The 17,154-nt window shown below is 58.7% G+C and carries 17 protein-coding genes; 11 read left to right on the top strand and 6 right to left on the bottom strand.

What is annotated here, in order from left to right:
* Positions 1 to 96: 96 nt before the first annotated feature.
* The 3 genes from WJU23_RS15150 to WJU23_RS15140 all read right to left on the bottom strand — a co-directional run bounded on the left by WJU23_RS15150 (position 97) and on the right by WJU23_RS15140 (position 3,280).
* The gene (locus tag WJU23_RS15150; RefSeq protein ID WP_346333444.1) at positions 97 to 1,176 is read right to left on the bottom strand and encodes an inorganic phosphate transporter; all 1,080 of its coding nucleotides are present in this window, start codon (positions 1,174 to 1,176) and stop codon (positions 97 to 99) included.
* Positions 1,177 to 1,188: 12 nt separating this feature from the next.
* Positions 1,189 to 1,818: a DUF47 family protein gene (locus WJU23_RS15145; protein ID WP_346333443.1), complete on the bottom strand. Its 630-nt coding sequence runs from the start codon at positions 1,816 to 1,818 to the stop codon at positions 1,189 to 1,191.
* Positions 1,819 to 1,960: 142 nt separating this feature from the next.
* Positions 1,961 to 3,280 (bottom strand): hemolysin family protein, encoded by a 1,320-nt coding sequence (locus WJU23_RS15140; RefSeq protein WP_346333442.1) that lies wholly within the window; start codon positions 3,278 to 3,280, stop codon positions 1,961 to 1,963.
* Between the two features lie 149 nt (positions 3,281 to 3,429).
* Between WJU23_RS15140 and WJU23_RS15135 the strand changes: the two genes are divergently transcribed.
* From WJU23_RS15135 to rpsF, 4 genes are all read left to right on the top strand, one after another.
* The gene (locus tag WJU23_RS15135) at positions 3,430 to 4,362 is read left to right on the top strand and encodes a ribose-phosphate pyrophosphokinase (protein WP_346333441.1); all 933 of its coding nucleotides are present in this window, start codon (positions 3,430 to 3,432) and stop codon (positions 4,360 to 4,362) included.
* Between the two features lie 64 nt (positions 4,363 to 4,426).
* Positions 4,427 to 5,038 (top strand): 50S ribosomal protein L25, encoded by a 612-nt coding sequence (locus tag WJU23_RS15130; protein ID WP_346333440.1) that lies wholly within the window; start codon positions 4,427 to 4,429, stop codon positions 5,036 to 5,038.
* A gap of 32 nt (positions 5,039 to 5,070) precedes the next feature.
* Positions 5,071 to 5,691: an aminoacyl-tRNA hydrolase gene (gene pth, locus WJU23_RS15125; protein ID WP_346333439.1), complete on the top strand. Its 621-nt coding sequence runs from the start codon at positions 5,071 to 5,073 to the stop codon at positions 5,689 to 5,691.
* Between the two features lie 22 nt (positions 5,692 to 5,713).
* The gene (gene rpsF / locus WJU23_RS15120) at positions 5,714 to 5,998 is read left to right on the top strand and encodes a 30S ribosomal protein S6 (protein ID WP_346333438.1); all 285 of its coding nucleotides are present in this window, start codon (positions 5,714 to 5,716) and stop codon (positions 5,996 to 5,998) included.
* 95 nt (positions 5,999 to 6,093) lie between these two features.
* Here rpsF and WJU23_RS15115 read toward each other — a convergent pair whose 3' ends face one another.
* The 3 genes from WJU23_RS15115 to WJU23_RS15105 form a co-directional block, all read right to left on the bottom strand.
* Entirely contained in the window at positions 6,094 to 7,386 is a 1,293-nt protein-coding gene (locus tag WJU23_RS15115; RefSeq protein ID WP_346333437.1) for an aminopeptidase P family protein, read from the bottom strand.
* A 160-nt stretch (positions 7,387 to 7,546) separates the two neighbouring features.
* Positions 7,547 to 8,995: a DUF1501 domain-containing protein gene (locus WJU23_RS15110; RefSeq protein ID WP_346333436.1), complete on the bottom strand. Its 1,449-nt coding sequence runs from the start codon at positions 8,993 to 8,995 to the stop codon at positions 7,547 to 7,549.
* A 135-nt stretch (positions 8,996 to 9,130) separates the two neighbouring features.
* Positions 9,131 to 9,613 carry a fasciclin domain-containing protein gene (locus tag WJU23_RS15105; RefSeq protein ID WP_346333435.1) on the bottom strand — a complete coding sequence of 161 codons (483 nt, stop codon included), beginning with the start codon at positions 9,611 to 9,613 and terminating at the stop codon, positions 9,131 to 9,133.
* A gap of 232 nt (positions 9,614 to 9,845) precedes the next feature.
* Between WJU23_RS15105 and WJU23_RS15100 the strand changes: the two genes are divergently transcribed.
* From WJU23_RS15100 to WJU23_RS15070, 7 genes are all read left to right on the top strand, one after another.
* Positions 9,846 to 10,154, top strand: a complete 309-nt coding sequence (locus tag WJU23_RS15100; RefSeq protein ID WP_346333434.1) for a hypothetical protein — start codon at positions 9,846 to 9,848, stop codon at positions 10,152 to 10,154.
* A 165-nt stretch (positions 10,155 to 10,319) separates the two neighbouring features.
* Positions 10,320 to 10,760, top strand: a complete 441-nt coding sequence (locus WJU23_RS15095; protein WP_346333598.1) for a YciI family protein — start codon at positions 10,320 to 10,322, stop codon at positions 10,758 to 10,760.
* A 260-nt stretch (positions 10,761 to 11,020) separates the two neighbouring features.
* Positions 11,021 to 12,394, top strand: a complete 1,374-nt coding sequence (gene argA / locus WJU23_RS15090; protein WP_346333433.1) for an amino-acid N-acetyltransferase — start codon at positions 11,021 to 11,023, stop codon at positions 12,392 to 12,394.
* Positions 12,395 to 12,608: 214 nt separating this feature from the next.
* On the top strand, positions 12,609 to 13,541 hold the full coding sequence (locus WJU23_RS15085; protein ID WP_346333432.1) for a UDP-glucuronic acid decarboxylase family protein: 933 nt from the start codon (positions 12,609 to 12,611) through the stop codon (positions 13,539 to 13,541).
* A 66-nt stretch (positions 13,542 to 13,607) separates the two neighbouring features.
* Complete coding sequence (locus tag WJU23_RS15080) at positions 13,608 to 14,972, top strand: UDP-glucose 6-dehydrogenase (protein ID WP_346333431.1); 1,365 nt, start codon at positions 13,608 to 13,610, stop codon at positions 14,970 to 14,972.
* 50 nt (positions 14,973 to 15,022) lie between these two features.
* The gene (gene gmd / locus WJU23_RS15075; protein WP_346333430.1) at positions 15,023 to 16,075 is read left to right on the top strand and encodes a GDP-mannose 4,6-dehydratase; all 1,053 of its coding nucleotides are present in this window, start codon (positions 15,023 to 15,025) and stop codon (positions 16,073 to 16,075) included.
* Positions 16,076 to 16,098: 23 nt separating this feature from the next.
* Positions 16,099 to 17,034: a GDP-L-fucose synthase gene (locus tag WJU23_RS15070; protein ID WP_346333429.1), complete on the top strand. Its 936-nt coding sequence runs from the start codon at positions 16,099 to 16,101 to the stop codon at positions 17,032 to 17,034.
* Positions 17,035 to 17,154 lie beyond the last annotated feature (120 nt).

Here is a 17,154-nt window from a genome sequence, read left to right as displayed (position 1 = left end):
TTATTATTCTGCCAAACCCATTTCTAACCGGGAACGACAAGATAATGAACCCCGCGACTGGCCGCAGATGCCTCCAGTCAGTCTCGTTATAGAACCTCAATCCAGCGCCTTAAAAATCACATACGACAACCCCGCCGTGATCGGAATGGTCAGCACCCAGGCCCAGACGATGCGCTCCACGAGCGTCCAGCGGATGGAATTGAAGCGCTTGGCAGCCCCTACACCCATGATGGAAGTCGTGATCGTGTGCGTGGTGGAAACGGGCATGCCCATGTGACCGGTGACGGCCAGGATGGTCGCGCCGGTCATCTCAGCGGCGAAGCCGTGCACGGGCTTCATTTTCACCATCCGGTGGCCCAGGGTCTTGATGATACGCCAGCCACCCGCCCATGTGCCCGCAGCCATGACGACGGCGCAGAGGATCTTGATCCAGGTCGCCACGTCAAACTCCGGCGTGCGCAGAAAGCTCAGGAAGGCCGGTGCATCATCCAGGGTGCCTGCCTGGGTGGCCGTGTAAAGCGTCAGCGCCAGGATACCCATGGTCTTCTGTGCATCGGCAAATCCGTGGCCAAATCCCATGTAGGCGGCGCTGACAATCTGGAGCTTGCCGAAGATGTTGTTGATGAGGTTTGGGCGCCAGTTGCGGATCAGGATGAACAGCAGCCCCATGAAGATGAAGCCGATCACAAAACCCAGGACCGGAGAGGTGATCATTGGCACGACCACCTTTGGCCAGATGCCATCCACGGTGATGGCACCGGTTTCAGGGTTCACCTTTTCCTTGGCCCAGATGAGGACGTTCCAGTCTCCCTTGGCCGAGGCAAGAGAGGCACCGCACAGGCCGCCGATGAGGGCATGGCTGCTGCTGCTGGGCAGGCCGAAGTACCAGGTGATCAGGTTCCAGATGATGCCCCCGATCATCGCGGCGAGAATGGTCATGGTGGTGACGAATGCGGTATCCACCAAGCCGCTGCCGATGGTCTTGGCCACGGCATCTCCCCACAGGGCGCCGACGAGATTCGCCGAGGCGGCCAGGATGATGGCCTGGCGGGGCGTTAGCACCTTGGTGGAGACCACGGTGGCGATGGCGTTGGCCGTGTCGTGAAAGCCATTGATGTACTCAAAGGCCAGCACCACAAAGATCACCACAAGGAGCAGAATCAGGGCGGAAGTCATGCGGACGGGCGGTCAGGAATACTTCAGCACAATGTGAGAGACCACGTTACCGGCATCCCGGCAGCGGTCATAGACCTTTTCCATGAGCTCATACAGGTCCTTCAGGATGATGGTCTGGATGGGATCACGCTGGCCGGCATAGAGCTCTTTGAGGAGCTCCATCATGAGTTTGTCCGCCTCGCCCTCGATGTGCTGGAGCTTCGCATTCAGGTCCTTCACACGCTCCAGGTGCATTTTTTTGCGCAGTTCCTTGACGATGGTCACCACGGTGGTGGTGGCCTCCTCCATCATCTGTAGATGCCGGCTGAAATCCACATCCTTGATTCTGCCTTCGGTGATGATCACACGCTCGGCGATTTTTTCGACCGTTTTGGGGATCTTGTAGAGCACGTTGGAAAGCGCTTCAATGTCCTCGCGGTCCAGCTCCGTCACAAAAGTCCGGCACAGGGCCTCGTTGATCTGCTCGGTGATCTTCTTGTCCTTCCGGCGGGTCAGGATCAGCTCATCCAGGCTTTGGGCAGCTGCGGGCTGGGTGATGAGCTTGTCCAGAGCCTGCACGCTGTGCAGTGCCTCTGCGGCACTGGCTTCCAGCAAATCGTAGAAGATGTCGTTTTTTCCAAAAAGCTTCTGCAGGGAGATCATGGGTGGTCAAGGCCGCTGCGCTGAGCGGGTAACGCAGATGGAGCAGAGCAGGCTTAATGTGTCAATTCTGTAACATTCTCTCTGTCCCAAAAAAACCCTCTTTGTAGGACCTCCGGAATCAGTTTGCTGTAGCGTCGGTTTCCTACACGACGGATTCCGGGCTGCCGGAAGGCGGAACGACCCGCACCTTGTCAATACGCTGCCGGTCCATATCAATCACCTCCACCTTGAATCCCTGCCAGTCAAAGTTTTCTCCCTCTGCCGGCACATGGCCCAGCATGTGCATGACAAAGCCGGCCAGCGTGCGGTAATCATCATCATCAAAAGTGGCAGGAAGTGGCAGGCCGGTCAATTCAGCCGCATCTTCCATTTCTGCCTGTCCCTCCACGATCCACGAGCCGTCATCCAGCTGCCTGGCCGAAGGCGGCTCCCCTGCGGGATCATCCGGCATGATGCCGACGATGGCCTCCATCATGTCGTTCATGGTGATCAGCCCCTGGATGGCGCCAAATTCATCAATGACCAAGGCCTGGTGCCGGTTGTTTTTGCGAAACTGCTCGATGACGCGCGCCGCAGGCATGCTTTCAGGTACAAAAAGCGGTTTGATGAGCAGCGGTTCCAGCGCGGGCAGTTTGCCGGGTTCGCTGTGTTTCCAGAGATCCTTCACCGAGATCATGCCCTGCACATTGTCCCGTGTGCCCTGATATGCCGGGTAATAGGAATGCGCCCCTTCGACCATTTGGCGGCGTGTTTCTTCCAGACTCTCTGTCAGATTGATCCAGACAATCTGCGGCTTCGGCGTCATCAGGTCGGAGGCCGTCATGTCATCCAGCTCCAGTACGCTTTCCAGCATGTCCTTTTCGTGGCTCTTCAGGGCACCCGCCTGATGGCCCTGGATGATGTAGGCCCTGACCTCCTCCTCGGACATCACCGGTTCATCCCCTGGTTTCACCCCAAAAAGACGTACCAGCGTATCACTGGAAAAATCCAGCAGGCGGACGATGGGGGAGGCAAGGGTGGAGATGCGCGTCATCGGTCCTGCCAGGGCAGCGGCCCAGCGCTCCGGCGCATGGATGGCCAGGCGCTTCGGCAGCAGCTCGCCCATGACCACGCTCATAAAGGTGATGAAGGAAACAACGATGACCATGCTCAACGTTGGTGCCCACTGCCCCAGCCAGGGAACCATGGCCATCCAGGGCTGGAGTTCCCTGGCCAGGCCTGCGCCGCTGGCCGCACCCGCCACGATCCCCACCAAAGTGATCCCCACCTGCACGGTGGAGAGAAAGATGCCAGGATTGGATTGCAGGTCCATGGCTCGCTTAGCGCTGGCCTGCCCCTGCTGGACCAACATTTCAAGCCGGGTACGCCGGGCGGAGATGAGGGACGTTTCCGCCATGGCAAAGATGCCATTGATCAGCAGAAGACCAAAAAGGATGAGAAGTTCCGTTACAATGGATGACATGGGGCATTTCCATTTAAGAGAGGAAAACAGGTGATGCAAGACGCAGGGCGGCCACTGAACCGGCCTCATCACCGGCGGCCCGCACAGTTATCAAAGGTACTGTGGAACGGAGGTTGATTTCCCCCGCCAGCACGCCTACTTCCGCGCACATGACGGACAATTTGAAGATTTTGAGTGGATCAGCGCATCCCGAACTGGCGCGCCTGATTTGTGAAAACCTCGATACAAAGCTTTGTGAGGCCACGCTCACCACTTTCCCTGACGGGGAGACTTTTGTCCAGATTCACGAAAACATCCGGGGCAGTGACCTGTTCATTGTCCAGCCCACCTGTCCGCCTACCAACCAGAACCTGATGGAACTGCTCATCATGGTGGATGCCGTGCGCCGTGCCAGCGCCCACCGCATCACCGCCGTGCTGCCCTTTTTTGGTTATGCCCGCCAGGACCGCAAAGACCGACCCCGTGTGCCCATTACCGCCAAGCTTGTGGCCAACTTGCTCGTCGCCAGCGGCGTGAACCGCGTCCTGACGGTGGATCTGCACGCCGGGCAGATTCAGGGTTTCTTTGACATTCCGGTGGACCATCTTTACGCCGGTCCAGTTCTCATGAAGGCCATCAAAGAACGGCAGATCGAGGATCTCGTCGTCGTTTCACCGGATGTCGGCGGCATTAAAATGACCCATGCCTACGCCAAGGCCCTGAAAGCTCCCATGGCCATCGTCGCCAAAAACCGCGTCAGCGCCGAGGAGGTGGAGGCACTGAATGTCATCGGCGATGTGAATGGAAAAAATGTCCTGCTCGTGGATGACCTCACCGAAACCGCCGGCACGCTCACGGCCGCCGCAGAGCTGCTTTTGAAGCACGGGGCCAAAGCCATCTACGCCGGCGTTTCCCACGCAGTCCTGGGGGAAAAGGGCCACAGCCGCATTTCCAAATCGCCCATTTTGGAGCTTTTCTCCACCAATTCCACCCCGCAGGCGCAGGGACATAAGGTGACCACTTTGGACATCGCCCCACTGCTGGCCCAGGCCATCCGGCGCATTCACGACAACGAGTCTGTCACATCTCTCTTTGACATCTGAAAAATGCCGCGTATCCTCGCGGCCCTTTTCCCCTCTAACATACTGTTCAGAAGAACTAACGGCCATGGCTAAAATCCTCGATATCATCGCTCAATCCCGAACCAGTGAAGGCACTGCTTCCGTCAACCGCCTGCGCAAGGCCGGTTCCATCCCAGCGGTGATCTATGGCCGCAAGACCCAGCCTACGAATGTGCAGGTGGACGCCAAGTCTTTCACCAAGCTCATCGAAAGCAGCGCTTCTGACAATATCCTGGTCAGCCTGAAGATTGATTCCAAGGAGCAGCTCGCCCTGGTGCAGGAAGTGCAGCATGATCATCTTCGTGGCGGCATTCTTCACGTGGACTTCCACGCCATCGCCATGGATGAAGAAATTCACGCCCATGCTCCTCTTCACCTTGTGGGTGAATCCCCGGGTGCCAAGGCTGGCGGCCTGATCGAAGCCATTCATCACACTCTGGAAGTGCGCTGCCTGCCGAAGGATCTTCCTGATGCCATCGAAGTGGACATCTCTGACCTCCAGACCGGCAAAGGCATTCATGTGGGTGACCTGAAGCTTCCTGAAGGCGTCCGTGCCAAGCTGGCTGATGATGTCGTCCTGATCATGTGCGAAGAGCCAAAGGTGGTTGAAGAAGCCCCTGCCGCCGCTGCACCCAAGGCCAAGGCTGCCAAGAAGTAAAACCCTGTTTGAGCTGACCTCAGCCGCCGCCGGTGCCTGGTGATGAAACAACTCCCCGCACCGATGGCGGCCTGAAACCCAGGCTCATCATCGGACTCGGCAATCCCGGAATCGAATACCGCGACACCCGTCACAACATCGGATTTATGGTGGCAGATGAGCTGGCGCGGCTTTCAGGCGTTTCCTTTACCGAAGAAAAACGCTGGCACGGCTGGGTGGCAAAAATTCCTGGTGCCATCCTGCTGAAGCCCACCACCTTCATGAACGACAGCGGCCGCTCCGTTTTGGCCGTCAGCCAGTTTTACAAGATTCCGGTCCAGGAATCTCTGGTCGTCTATGATGATGTGGACCTGCCTCTGGGCCGCATGAGAATGCGTCTTTCAGGCTCTGCCGGTGGTCACAACGGCCTCAAATCCATGATCCGTTCCCTGGGTTCAGACGCCTTTCCACGTTTAAAGTTAGGCATCTCCACCCCCTCAGGGCGGCCCGCTGGCGAAAGGCTCGTCGGCCACGTCCTTGGAAAATTTCGTGAAGATGAGCGTACAGAACTCGCCATCATCATTCAACGTGCTACAGATGCAGTCCGCCTCGCGTGCCAGTCCGGCCTTGAGACGGCCATGAATCTTTTCAACCGCAAAGAAGAACAACCGTAAACCTCCACCCGAACACACACAGATGAAGCGCAAATATGAAGCCATGATCGTCCTCGACATGAAGGGCAAAGAAGAAACCGTCGAACAGCTCGTCAGCGGCATTGGCCGTGACATGGAGCAGTCCGGTGCCAAGCTCGAGCAGATTGACCAGATCGGTAAACGCAAGTTCCCCTACAATCCACGTCACGTGGAGAGCGGCTACTTCGTGAACTTCCAGATCGAGGCCGACGGCCCCGCCCTGGACTCCCTCCGCGCCAAGCTGAAGCTCAACGAAAACGTCTATCAGCAGTATTATCAGCGCCGCTAATTGCGCTTGCAGCTACCCTTTTAAAACCCCGGCCCCCAAGCCGGGGTTTTTTGTGTTTGTGGAGCGCACGCGTCCCGCGTGCGTTCCAGGAAGGCCTACCTCCCGGCCATCAGCTCCTCGATTTCCTCCGCCTCAATCGGGATGTCCGCCATCAGATCGGTATTCTGATACTCACTGATCAGGAGGTTGTTCTCCAGCCGGATGCCAATGCCCTCCTCACGGATGTAAATGCCGGGCTCGACGGTGAAGACCATGCCGGCCTGGATGGGTTTCCAGGTGTGGCCGACATCGTGGACATCAATGCCCAGCAGATGGCTGGTTCCATGCGGGAAATACTTCTTATAAAGCGGCCGGTCGGGATCCTGTTTTTCCACGGCATCCCGGTCCAGCAGGCCGAGGCCGACCAGCTCAGAGGTCATCAGCCTGCCAATTTCCTCCTGATATTCCCGGATCAACACGCCTGGCCTTAGCATCTGGCAGGCCTCACGGAAAATGCGTAACACAGCCGAATACACCTGGCACTGTCGGGCAGAATACGTGCCGTTCACGGGAATGGTGCGGGTCAGGTCGGCATTGTAGTTGGCATAGTTGGCTGCCACATCCAGCAGCAGCAGCTCGCCATCCCGGCACTGGCCATGGTTGGTGATGTAATGCAGCACACAGGCGCTGGCCCCGCTGGCGATGATGGGCGTGTAGGCAAATCCGCGAGCACGCTGGCGGATGAATTCATGGGCGAATTCCGCCTCGATTTCAAATTCATGAACTCCCGGTTTAACAAACTTTAAAACACGCCGGAAGCCTTCGTCCGTGATGCGGATGGCCTCCCTCAGCGCCTCCACCTCGGCCGCCTGCTTCACGCAGCGCAGGTCATGCATCAGCGGGGCCAGGCGGCGGTAGTCATGCAGCGGATACTCCCGCAGGCAGCGGTGCGTGAAGCGGTTTTCCCGCGTCTCCACAGCAATGCTCGCACGAGGATGCTCGTTGGAGTTCAGATACACGGCCCCGGCCTGGCACATCACCTGGCGGAACAGGGTCTCAAACTCCTGCAGCCAGTGCACCCGGCTGATGCCGGAACGGTCGGTCGCCGCCTCTTTGGTGAGCTTTTCCCCCTCCCATAGGGCGATGTATTCATTGGTCTCCCGGACGAAGAGCATCTCCCGCATCTTTGGGTCCGGTGCATCCGGGAAAAGCAGCAGGATGGTCTCCTCCTGGTCCACTCCACTCAGATAATATAAATCACTGTTTTGTACAAACCCCAGCGTCCCGTCCGCATTGGTGGGCAGCACGTCGTTGGCATGCAGGATGACCAGCGCTCCAGGTGGCAGGAGTGCCGCCAGGCGTTGGCGGTTGGTGGCGAAAAGCTCAGCGGGCAGGGGAGTGTAGCGCATGGGGATCTTGGCTCATTGTGGCACGGCTTCCCAATCCCGCCAAGAGTACAGTACTCATCACTCTCCGAGTGATGTTTCTCTGAAGGTACGATTTTTATCATCCTCCCGCTCCTGCTAACGATCCCCAAATCTCCTCACTCTGAGAGTGAGGAGTACTGTACTAAGCCAGCAGCCCATGCAGGATCTCCCCATGCACATCCGTCAGGCGGAAATCGCGGCCCTGGAATTTGAAAGTCAGTTTTTCATGATCCAGGCCGAGGAGATGCATGATGGTGGCATGGATGTCATGCACATGCGCTTTCTGCTCCACTCCGTCAAAGCCCAGCTCATCGGTCTGGCCATAGGTCTGCCCAGGTTTGATGCCGCCCCCGGCGAACCACATGGTGAAGGCGTCAATGTGATGATTGCGGCCCGTCTTCTCACGGTTCTCGCCCATCGGAGTACGGCCAAATTCACCGCCCCAGATAACCAGTGTTTCTTCCAGCAGGCCGCGTGATTTCAGGTCATGGATCAGTGCGGCGCAGCCCTGGTCCACATCATGCACCACTTTGGGGAAGTCATCTTCCAGCGTCTCGCCCTTGCCGCCGTGGCTGTCCCAGTTGGTGTGGTAGAGCTGCACAAAGCGCACGCCGCGCTCCACCAGGCGGCGGGCCAGCAGGCAGTTGCGGGCAAAGGAGGGCTGGCTCGGATCCACGCCATACAGGTCCAGCGTGGCCTTGGACTCGCCCTGGATGTCAATGAGCTCCGGCGCGCTGGATTGCATCCGGTAGGCCATTTCATAGGCATTGATGCGGGTCTGGATCTCATCATCGCCGGTGGCCACCAGGCGTTTCATATTCATCTCGCGCACGGTTTCGATGACCTTTCGCTGGCTGCTCGCATTCACACTGGCAGGCGTGGTGAGGTTCAGGATCGGCTCGCCCTGGCTGCGCAGCGGCACGCCCTGGTAGGTGGTGGGCAGGAATCCGCTGCCCCAGTTCACGGCACCGCCGCGCGGTCCGCGCGGTCCGCTTTGCAGCACGACAAAGCCGGGCAGGTCGCTGGATTCGCTGCCGATGCCGTAAGTCACCCAGGAGCCCATGCTGGGCCGGCCAAACTGGCCGCTGCCGGTGTTCATGAAAAGCTTGGCCGGGGCGTGGTTGAAAAGCGTCGTCTGGCAGGTTGTCACCACGCTGATGTCATCCGCAATGCCCGCCGTATAGGGCAGCATCTCGCTCACCCAGGTGCCGCTTTGGCCGCGACGTTTAAATTCCTTGCGCGTGCCCAGCAGCTTCACCCCGTGGCTGGTGCCCATGAAGGCGAACCGCTTCCCTTCGATGTAGCTCTGGGGAATAGGCTGGCCGTTGAGCTTTTGCAGCACCGGTTTGTAATCAAACAGTTCCAACTGGGAGGGGCCGCCTGCCATGAACAGAAAGATGACGTTCTTTGCCTTCGCCGGGTGATTACCCTTCACCGGCACTCCCGGTCCTGGCTGGGCCGCGGCGCTGGCGGCACTCAGCCCCCGTTCAGCCATCATGGATGCCAGCGCCACACTGCCGATCCCCATGCCGCACTGGCTGAAGAAATGACGGCGGGTGGCCTGCTGAAGGGAATCTGGGGTGGAGGTCATGGGACCTTTATTATACGAATCGTAGCCCTGGGTTGTTTCTTCCGCCCTGGTGAAGACGGTATGCACCTATAAAAACAGCCCGTGCGGTGGCACGGGCTGTTACTCAAAATTCAGCGGCTGTTTTCGACGCCGGGATTATTCCGGAATCAGCACGCTATCAATGACATGAATCACACCATTGCTGGCGGAGATGTCGGTTTTCACGACATTGGCGCTGCCAATGGTGACCTTGCCATCGGCCACTTTGATGGTGGCTTCCTTGCCATTGACGGTTTTGACATCGCCTGACTTCACATCCGCTGCCATCACTTTTCCAGCGACGACGTGGTAGGTCAAAATGGCGGTGAGCTTTTCCTTGTTCTCAGGCTTCAGAAGACCTTCCACCGTGCCTTCTGGCAGTTTGGCAAAAGCCTCGTCCGTTGGGGCGAAGACGGTGAACGGGCCTTCGCCGCTCAGGGTTTCCACCAGACCGGCAGCCTTCACGGCAGCGACGAGGGTGTTAAACTGGCCTGCACCGGCAGCCACTCCGACAATGGTTTTGTCGTCTGCGGCAGACAGAGGGCTGGTGAAGGCGGTGAGCGCCAGGGCGCAGGTGGCGAAGAGGGATGTCAGTTTCATAGGAATCGTTGGATGGTTATATTGATAAGAGGTGCAGTGTATCGCGACCTCGGTTTGTTGAACGCCCCTGGCAGACACTGGGTGCCGTTGTTTAATTTTTATATTCGCCCCGTCCGGGCATCCAAAAAATTCGACAATGCGTTCCCGCGATCGGTTCTCGTGCTGCTTTGGAATAACAAAAAAGATGAAAATTTTGTCACCTTGCCGGTTGGATCTGAAAGGCACCTTCAGGATGAATCCTGTTTTGGGACTGCCACCCAAAGCCAGCCGCAGGGCAAGCTACACGCGGGAGCTGCTGAGCCTGAACCGGGACCTTCTTCTGAAAGCCTGGAGCAATGCGTTGACGATGGCCTGGGCCACTCTCCAATCGTACGTTGATCTCAAGCGGGCTGCCGCTGAGACTGGTGAACTGAAAAAAAGACAGGAGGCCATTCAGAGCATGCACCAACGTACAGTGTGGAAGGAGATGATCCGTCAGAGGCAGTCTATTCCTGCTCTCCAGGCTGCCTTTGATGCGGCTCCTGAGGCATTGGCTTGGTGATGTGATGAGGAAGTATTAGGCCGGACGGGTTGTTTTTTTTTGATGAAATAAATCCGGGGTGTCCTTTTGGGACGAGTTTGTTCGTCATGATTTTGACGGGAGTGACCGGCGGGACTTCTGCCAGGCGGTTAACAAACTATAACATAAAAAGAAAGGGACATGGCGATGAAAGTGATGGTCTTGGTCAAGGCAACGAAGAACTCGGAGGACGGTATCCTGCCGTCGATGGAGTTGATGGCGGAGATGGGCCGGTTTAATGAGGAGCTGGTGGCGGCGGGGGTGCTGCTGGATGGGGATGGGCTGAAGCCGAGCCGCCAAGGAAAACGGGTGCGGTTTTCAGGCGGGAAGCAGACGGTGATGGCTGGGCCGTTTTCGCAGACCAATGAACTGGTGGCGGGCTTTTGGATCTGGCAGGTGAAGTCCATGGAAGAAGCGCTGGAATGGATGAAGCGCTGCCCGGTGCCGATGCCGGGAGAGGACTGTGAGGTGGAGCTGCGGCCGTTTTATGAGATGGAGGACTTTGGGCCGGAGATGGCGCAGGAGCTGCGGGAGCAGGAGGAGAGGTTGAGGAGGGAGGTGGAGAAGAGAATACAGAATGACGAATGATCAGGCAGGGGCCTCACATCGGTGCGGGCAGCGCCCCAGCCAGGAGAAAGAGAAAGATGATTACCAGAAGAAACGCCGTGGCCACCGAGGTGGTGGTTTTCGAAGGGGTGGGAATCGTATTCATGATTTTATTTTTGAATTTCGGATCGGTTATACCGCATTTATGAGTAAATGCATAGTACATACCATGTAAACTTTTTCGGCAGCATTGAAATGACGGAATGGATGGCAGTCTGCAGCGGTCACTGTTCCCTGGCAGAATGCCTGCCCGCCCCCGTCACCTCTTGCACAGCAGCGGGTTTGCGCGAAACTGTCCGGTGCCAGAGACCGACCTCACCAAACCCGCCGCGCGTTTTGAAGACTTGCGCGGCGTTCTTCGTTACGTGCCGCAGTTCCGGCAGCGTGTCTTCGTGATTGCCATTGACGGGGCGCTCATGCATCAGCCGGGATTTGCCGGCCTGCTGCAGGACGTGGCCGTTTTGCAATCTCTGAATATTGAGGTGGTGCTCATCTTCGGTGCCCGCGCCCAGCTGCGCTACCTGGCGGGGAAAAGAGGCGTCACCCTGAGCAGCGATGACGGCATGGGCCGCACGGATGCGGCCACGCTGGAGGTGGCGGTGGATGCCATCACGCGGCAGACCAGCGCCCTGATGGCGGACCTGACGGCGCTGGAGATGCCGGTGGCCGTGTCCAATGCGCTGGCGGTACATCCGGCAGGGGTGATGGATGGCATTGACCTGGAATTCACAGGCCGGATCGAGCGGGTGGACACAGAGACCCTGCAGGTGCTGCTGAAGGCGGACATCATCCCCGTCCTGCCGCCGCTGGGCTATGACAGCCGGGGGACGAGCCTGCGGCTGAATTCCGATGCCGTGGCCGTGGAGGTGGCCATCGCCCTGCGGGCGGCCAAGGTGATTTTTGTGTCCGAAGCCGGTCTGACCATGCCCGATGGAGCGCGGCTGGCCCAGCTTTCCGTGGCGGATGCGCGGGAGCTCTACCGGCGGAAGGATCCGCGCCACGACATCAACCTGCTTTCCAAGCTGCGGTATGCCGCTCTGGCCTGTGAAGAAGGCGTGCCCAGGGTGCACATCGTGGATGGCAGCCAGGATGAAGCGCTGCTGTCCGAGCTCTTCAGCAATGAAGGTGTGGGTACGATGATCCATGCGGATGACTACCAGCAGATCCGGCCGGCGAACCCGGCGGACATTCCGGCACTGCTTTCCATGATGCAGCAGTCCATGGATGATTCCGCGCTGGTGCCGCGCACGCGTGAGGAGATCCAGTCGCGCATCCAGGACTTTTACGTGCTGGATGTGGACGGCAACCCCATCGGCTCCGTGGCGGTACACGGGTATGAAGAAAACGGTCTGCACATTGCGGAACTGGCCTGCCTGTTTGTGCGGCGCAGCCACAAAAACCGGGGCCATGGCCAGAAACTGGTGGCCTATGCGGAAGAAGTGGCCCGGCTGCGTGGCTGCGATGTCCTGGTGGCGCTGAGCACGCAGGCTTTCCGGTTCTTTGAGGAAAAAATGGGCTTCCAAGTCACCACGCCGGAATCACTGCCCGGCCCACGCCGGGAGAAATATGACCGGAGCGGGCGGAACTCCAAGGTGCTGAAGAAGGCGCTGAGGTAGGGGGGGAGGAATGACGAATGACGAATGCAGAATGACGAATGCAGAATGGCGAAGCAAATGGGATGACAGCTAGGAAGATCCAAAATTGAAATCCTATTTATTCCGAACATCTGCCCACCCCACCTCAATTCGTCATTCGTCATTCGTCATTCGTCATTTTACCTTCCGCATTCCGTTCCTTGACGCCGCCCCCGGTCCCGGCTAACCGAGCGGCATGCGAATCCTCATCACCGGCGGTGCCGGTTTCCTTGGCTCCCATCTCTGCGAACGCCTCCTCAACGAAGGTCATGACGTCCTGTGCATGGACAATTTTTTCACGGGGCGGAAGGCGAACATTGCGCACCTGCTGCCGAATCCGAATTTTGAGCTGTTTCGCCATGACGTGATTGATCCGTTCAAGGCGGAGGTGGACCGCATTTACAACCTGGCCTGCCCGGCCTCGCCGCCGCATTATCAGTACAATGCCATCAAGACGATCAAGACCTCGGTGATGGGGGCGATCAATGTGCTCGGCCTGGCCAAACGGACACGCGCCCGTGTGTTCCAGGCCTCCACCTCCGAGGTGTATGGCGACCCTGAAGTGCATCCGCAGCCGGAGAGTTACTGGGGGCATGTGAACCCCATCGGCATCCGCTCCTGCTATGATGAAGGCAAGCGTGTGGCGGAGACGCTGTTCTTTGATTACCATCGGCAAAACGGCGTGGACATCCGCGTGGTGCGCATCTTCAACACCTATGGCCCGCGCATGCTGCCGGATGACGGGCGGGTGGTTTCCAATTTCATCGTGCAGGCGCTGCGCGGACAAAACATCACCATCTATGGCGATGGCAGCCAGACGCGCAGCTTCTGCTATGTGGATGATCTCATTGAGGGCTTTGTGCGCCTCATGGAGACGCCGAACATCACCGGCCCGGTGAACATCGGCAATCCGGGTGAATTTACCATGCTGCAACTGGCGGAAAAGGTGGTGAAGAAAGTCGGTGGGGCGTCCAAGATTACTTTCCATCCGCTGCCGTCCGATGATCCGCGCCAGCGCCAGCCGGATATTACTTTGGCCAAAAGCCAGCTCGGCTGGGAACCGAAGGTGTCGCTGGATGAAGGGCTGGACCACACAATTGAGTATTTTAAAAAGGTCGTGAAAGGATAAAACAATCCAGATATCCGTTTCTGATTTCCGCTTTTAGCTTTCCCACCTTCTGCTTCTACTTTTCCCATGAACATCTGCTGCATTGGTGCCGGTTACGTTGGAGGTCCTACGATGGCCATGATCGCGGCGAAGTGCCCGGATATCCGGGTCGAAGTCGTGGATCTGAATGCGGCGCGCATTGCCGCGTGGAATTCAGACGAGCTGCCGGTCTATGAACCCGGGCTGGATGATATCGTGCGCGAGGCGCGCGGACGAAACTTGTTTTTCACGACAGGCGTGGAAGAGGCAATCCGGGCGGCGGACATCATCTTTGTGAGTGTGAACACGCCGACCAAGACCTTCGGCGTGGGCGCAGACAAGGCGGCGGATTTGCGCTATGTGGAGGCGGTGGCACGCACCATTGCGGAGGTGGTGGACGAGCCGAAGATCATTGTGGAAAAGAGCACCATCCCGGTGAAAACGGCTGAGGCCATCCACAGCATCCTGGCCTCCAACGGCAAGGGGCTGCGGCACCAGGTGCTGTCGAATCCGGAGTTTCTGGCGGAAGGCACTGCCGTGGCAGATCTGAGCAATCCGGATCGCATTCTCATCGGAGGCGAGACGACGCCCGAGGGGCAGGCTGCGATTGAGACGCTGGTAGGCGTGTATGCCCACTGGGTGCCGCGTGAGCGCATCCTGACGACAAATTTGTGGTCCTCCGAGCTGTCCAAGCTGGTGGCCAATGCCTTTCTGGCGCAGCGCATTTCTTCCATCAACAGCATCTCCGCGCTGTGCGAGGCCACGGGTGCGGATGTGGATGAGGTGGCCCGCGCCATCGGCACGGACTCGCGCATCGGGCCTAAGTTTCTGAAGGCGTCGGTGGGCTTTGGCGGGTCCTGCTTTCAAAAGGATGTGCTGAACCTGGTGTATCTCTGCGGTCACTTTGGCCTGCCGGAGGTGGCCGCGTATTGGGACCACGTGATCCGCATGAACGACTGGCAGAAGCACCGCTTCTCTGAGCGGGTGGTGCGCACGCTGTTCAATACGGTGACGGGCAAGCGCATTGCGATCCTCGGTTTCGCCTTCAAGAAGGACACGAATGACACGCGCGAATCGGCCGCGATTTATGTCTGCAAAGACCTGCTGGAGGAGCGGGCGCACCTGGCCATCCATGATCCCAAGGTCAAGCCCGCGCAGATCCGCACGGACCTGGCCCTGGAGGAGGGGGATGCGCGGGTGACCTTTGCCGCGACGGCGCTCGAGGCGGCCACGGGAGCGCATGCGCTGCTGGTGCTGACGGAGTGGGATGCCTTCAAGGAGCTGGACTTCGCCCAAATTTATCAGGTCATGCTGAAGCCGGCCTGGATCTTTGACGGACGGAATGTGCTGGACCGCAGCAAGCTGGAGGCACTTGGATTTAAAGTTTACAGCATTGGCAAACCTGTCCCTTAACGGTAAAGATGGGTGGCAGAACACCCCGCCTCGCACTTCGACTTCCATCCATGCCCACCGCACTCATCACCGGTATCACCGGCCAGGACGGCTCCTACCTTGCCGAGCAGCTCCTCGCCAAAGGCTACACCGTTCATGGCATGATCCGCCGGGCATCGAATTTCAACACCCAGCGCATCGAGCATCTGTTCAATGATCCGGAAATCTACAATCAACGGTTGTTTCTGCATCATGGGGACCTGACGGACTCCAGCAACCTGAACCGCCTGCTGGACCGGACGGAGCCTAACGAAATTTATAACCTGGCGGCGCAGAGCCATGTGAAGGTCTCCTTTGAAGTGCCGGAATACACGGCCGAGGTGGACGGGCTGGGCACGCTGCGATTTCTGGATGCCATCAAAGAGGTGGGGCTGGAAAAACGGGCACGGTTTTACCAGGCTTCCACCAGTGAGCTTTACGGCCTGGTGCAGGAGGTGCCGCAGACGGAGAAGACTCCCTTCTATCCCCGCTCACCGTATGGCGTGGCCAAGCTGTATGGCTACTGGATCGTCGTGAACTACCGTGAATCTTACGGTCTGCACGCCAGCAACGGCATCCTCTTTAACCACGAATCCCCGCGCCGTGGGGAGACCTTTGTCACGCGCAAGATCACCCGCGCGGCGGGGCGCATCCGCGAGGGGCTGCAGGAGGATGTGTCCCTGGGCAATCTGAGTGCGCAGCGCGACTGGGGCTACGCGCCGGAATACACGGAAATGATGTGGCGCATCCTGCAGCAGGAACAGCCGGGAGACTATGTGTGCGCGACGAACGAGACACACACGGTGCGGGAATTTTGCGAGCACACCTTCGCCGCCGTGGACCTGCCGCTGACCTTTGAAGGCGAAGGCGAGCATGAGGTGGGCCGCGATGAAAAAGGCATCGTGCGTGTGAGGGTGAACCCGAACTACTACCGCCCGGCGGAGGTGGAACTGCTGATCGGCAATCCTGAAAAAGCGCGCCGCGAACTGGGCTGGGAGGCAAAGGTGACCTTCCATGAACTGGTCAGGATCATGGCCGAGGCTGACTGGGAGCTGGCGAAGAAGGAGAAAGTCCTGCTGGCCTGACCACCCCTCATTTGACACACCCTATGCCGACTTCACGCATCTACATCGCCGGGCATCGCGGCATGGTGGGCAGCGCCCTGGTGCGCGCATTGCAGGAGATGGGCGGGGCGGACATCCTCACCGCCACCCATGCGGAGCTGGACCTGTGCCGGCAGGCGGATGTGGAAAGTTGGTTAGGCCAAAACAGGCCTGATACCGTCATCCTGGCCGCAGCCAGGGTGGGTGGCATTCACGCCAACAAAACCTACCCGGCGGACTTCATCTATGACAATCTGATGATGGCCGCCAATGTCATCCATGCCTCCTACAAGGCCGGGGTGAAACGCCTGCTGTTTCTGGGCAGCTCCTGCATCTATCCGCGCCTGGCCCCGCAACCGATGCCGGAAGACTGTCTGCTGACCGGCCCGCTGGAAAGCACCAATGAAGCCTATGCGCTGGCCAAGATCGCCGGACTGAAGCTGTGCCAGCACTATCGCAGCCAGCATGGGGTGCTGTTTCATTCCGCCATGCCCACCAACCTTTACGGCCCTGGTGATAACTACCACCCGGAGAACTCCCATGTCATTCCCGGCCTGATCCGCCGCTTTCATGAGGCCAAGGTCCGGCAGGACCCTGCGGTCACCGTCTGGGGCACGGGCACTCCCTTGCGTGAGTTCCTGCATGTGGATGACCTCGCCGCCGCCTGCCTGCATCTGTTAGAACTGGAAAACCCGCCCGACTGGGTGAACATCGGCAGCGGCCAGGAATGCAGCATCGGCGCGCTGGCGCAGACGGTGAAGGAGGCAACGGGCTATGCCGGCGAGCTGCGGTTTGATCCGGACAAGCCGGACGGCACGCCCCGCAAGCTGCTGGATTCCAGCCTCATCATGAGCCTGGGCTGGCAGCCGCGCGTGGAGCTGGCAGCAGGCCTGCGGGCGGCGTATGCGGACTTTCAGAAAGGTGAGACGCGGGGGGAATGACGGGAAGCGGGCGCCTGTTTTTTACAGGATTAACAAGATTTAGAAAAATCCCGTCTAACAAAATGGGTGACTAGGAGGGAGGCAAGTAGGCTGGATGTGTTCTGCGCAGGGTGAGGTCGC

It is taken from the genome of Prosthecobacter sp. SYSU 5D2 (genome assembly GCF_039655865.1).
Taxonomy (GTDB): Bacteria; Verrucomicrobiota; Verrucomicrobiia; order Verrucomicrobiales; family Verrucomicrobiaceae; genus Prosthecobacter.
This window is presented reverse-complemented; position numbering and strand designations above follow the sequence as displayed.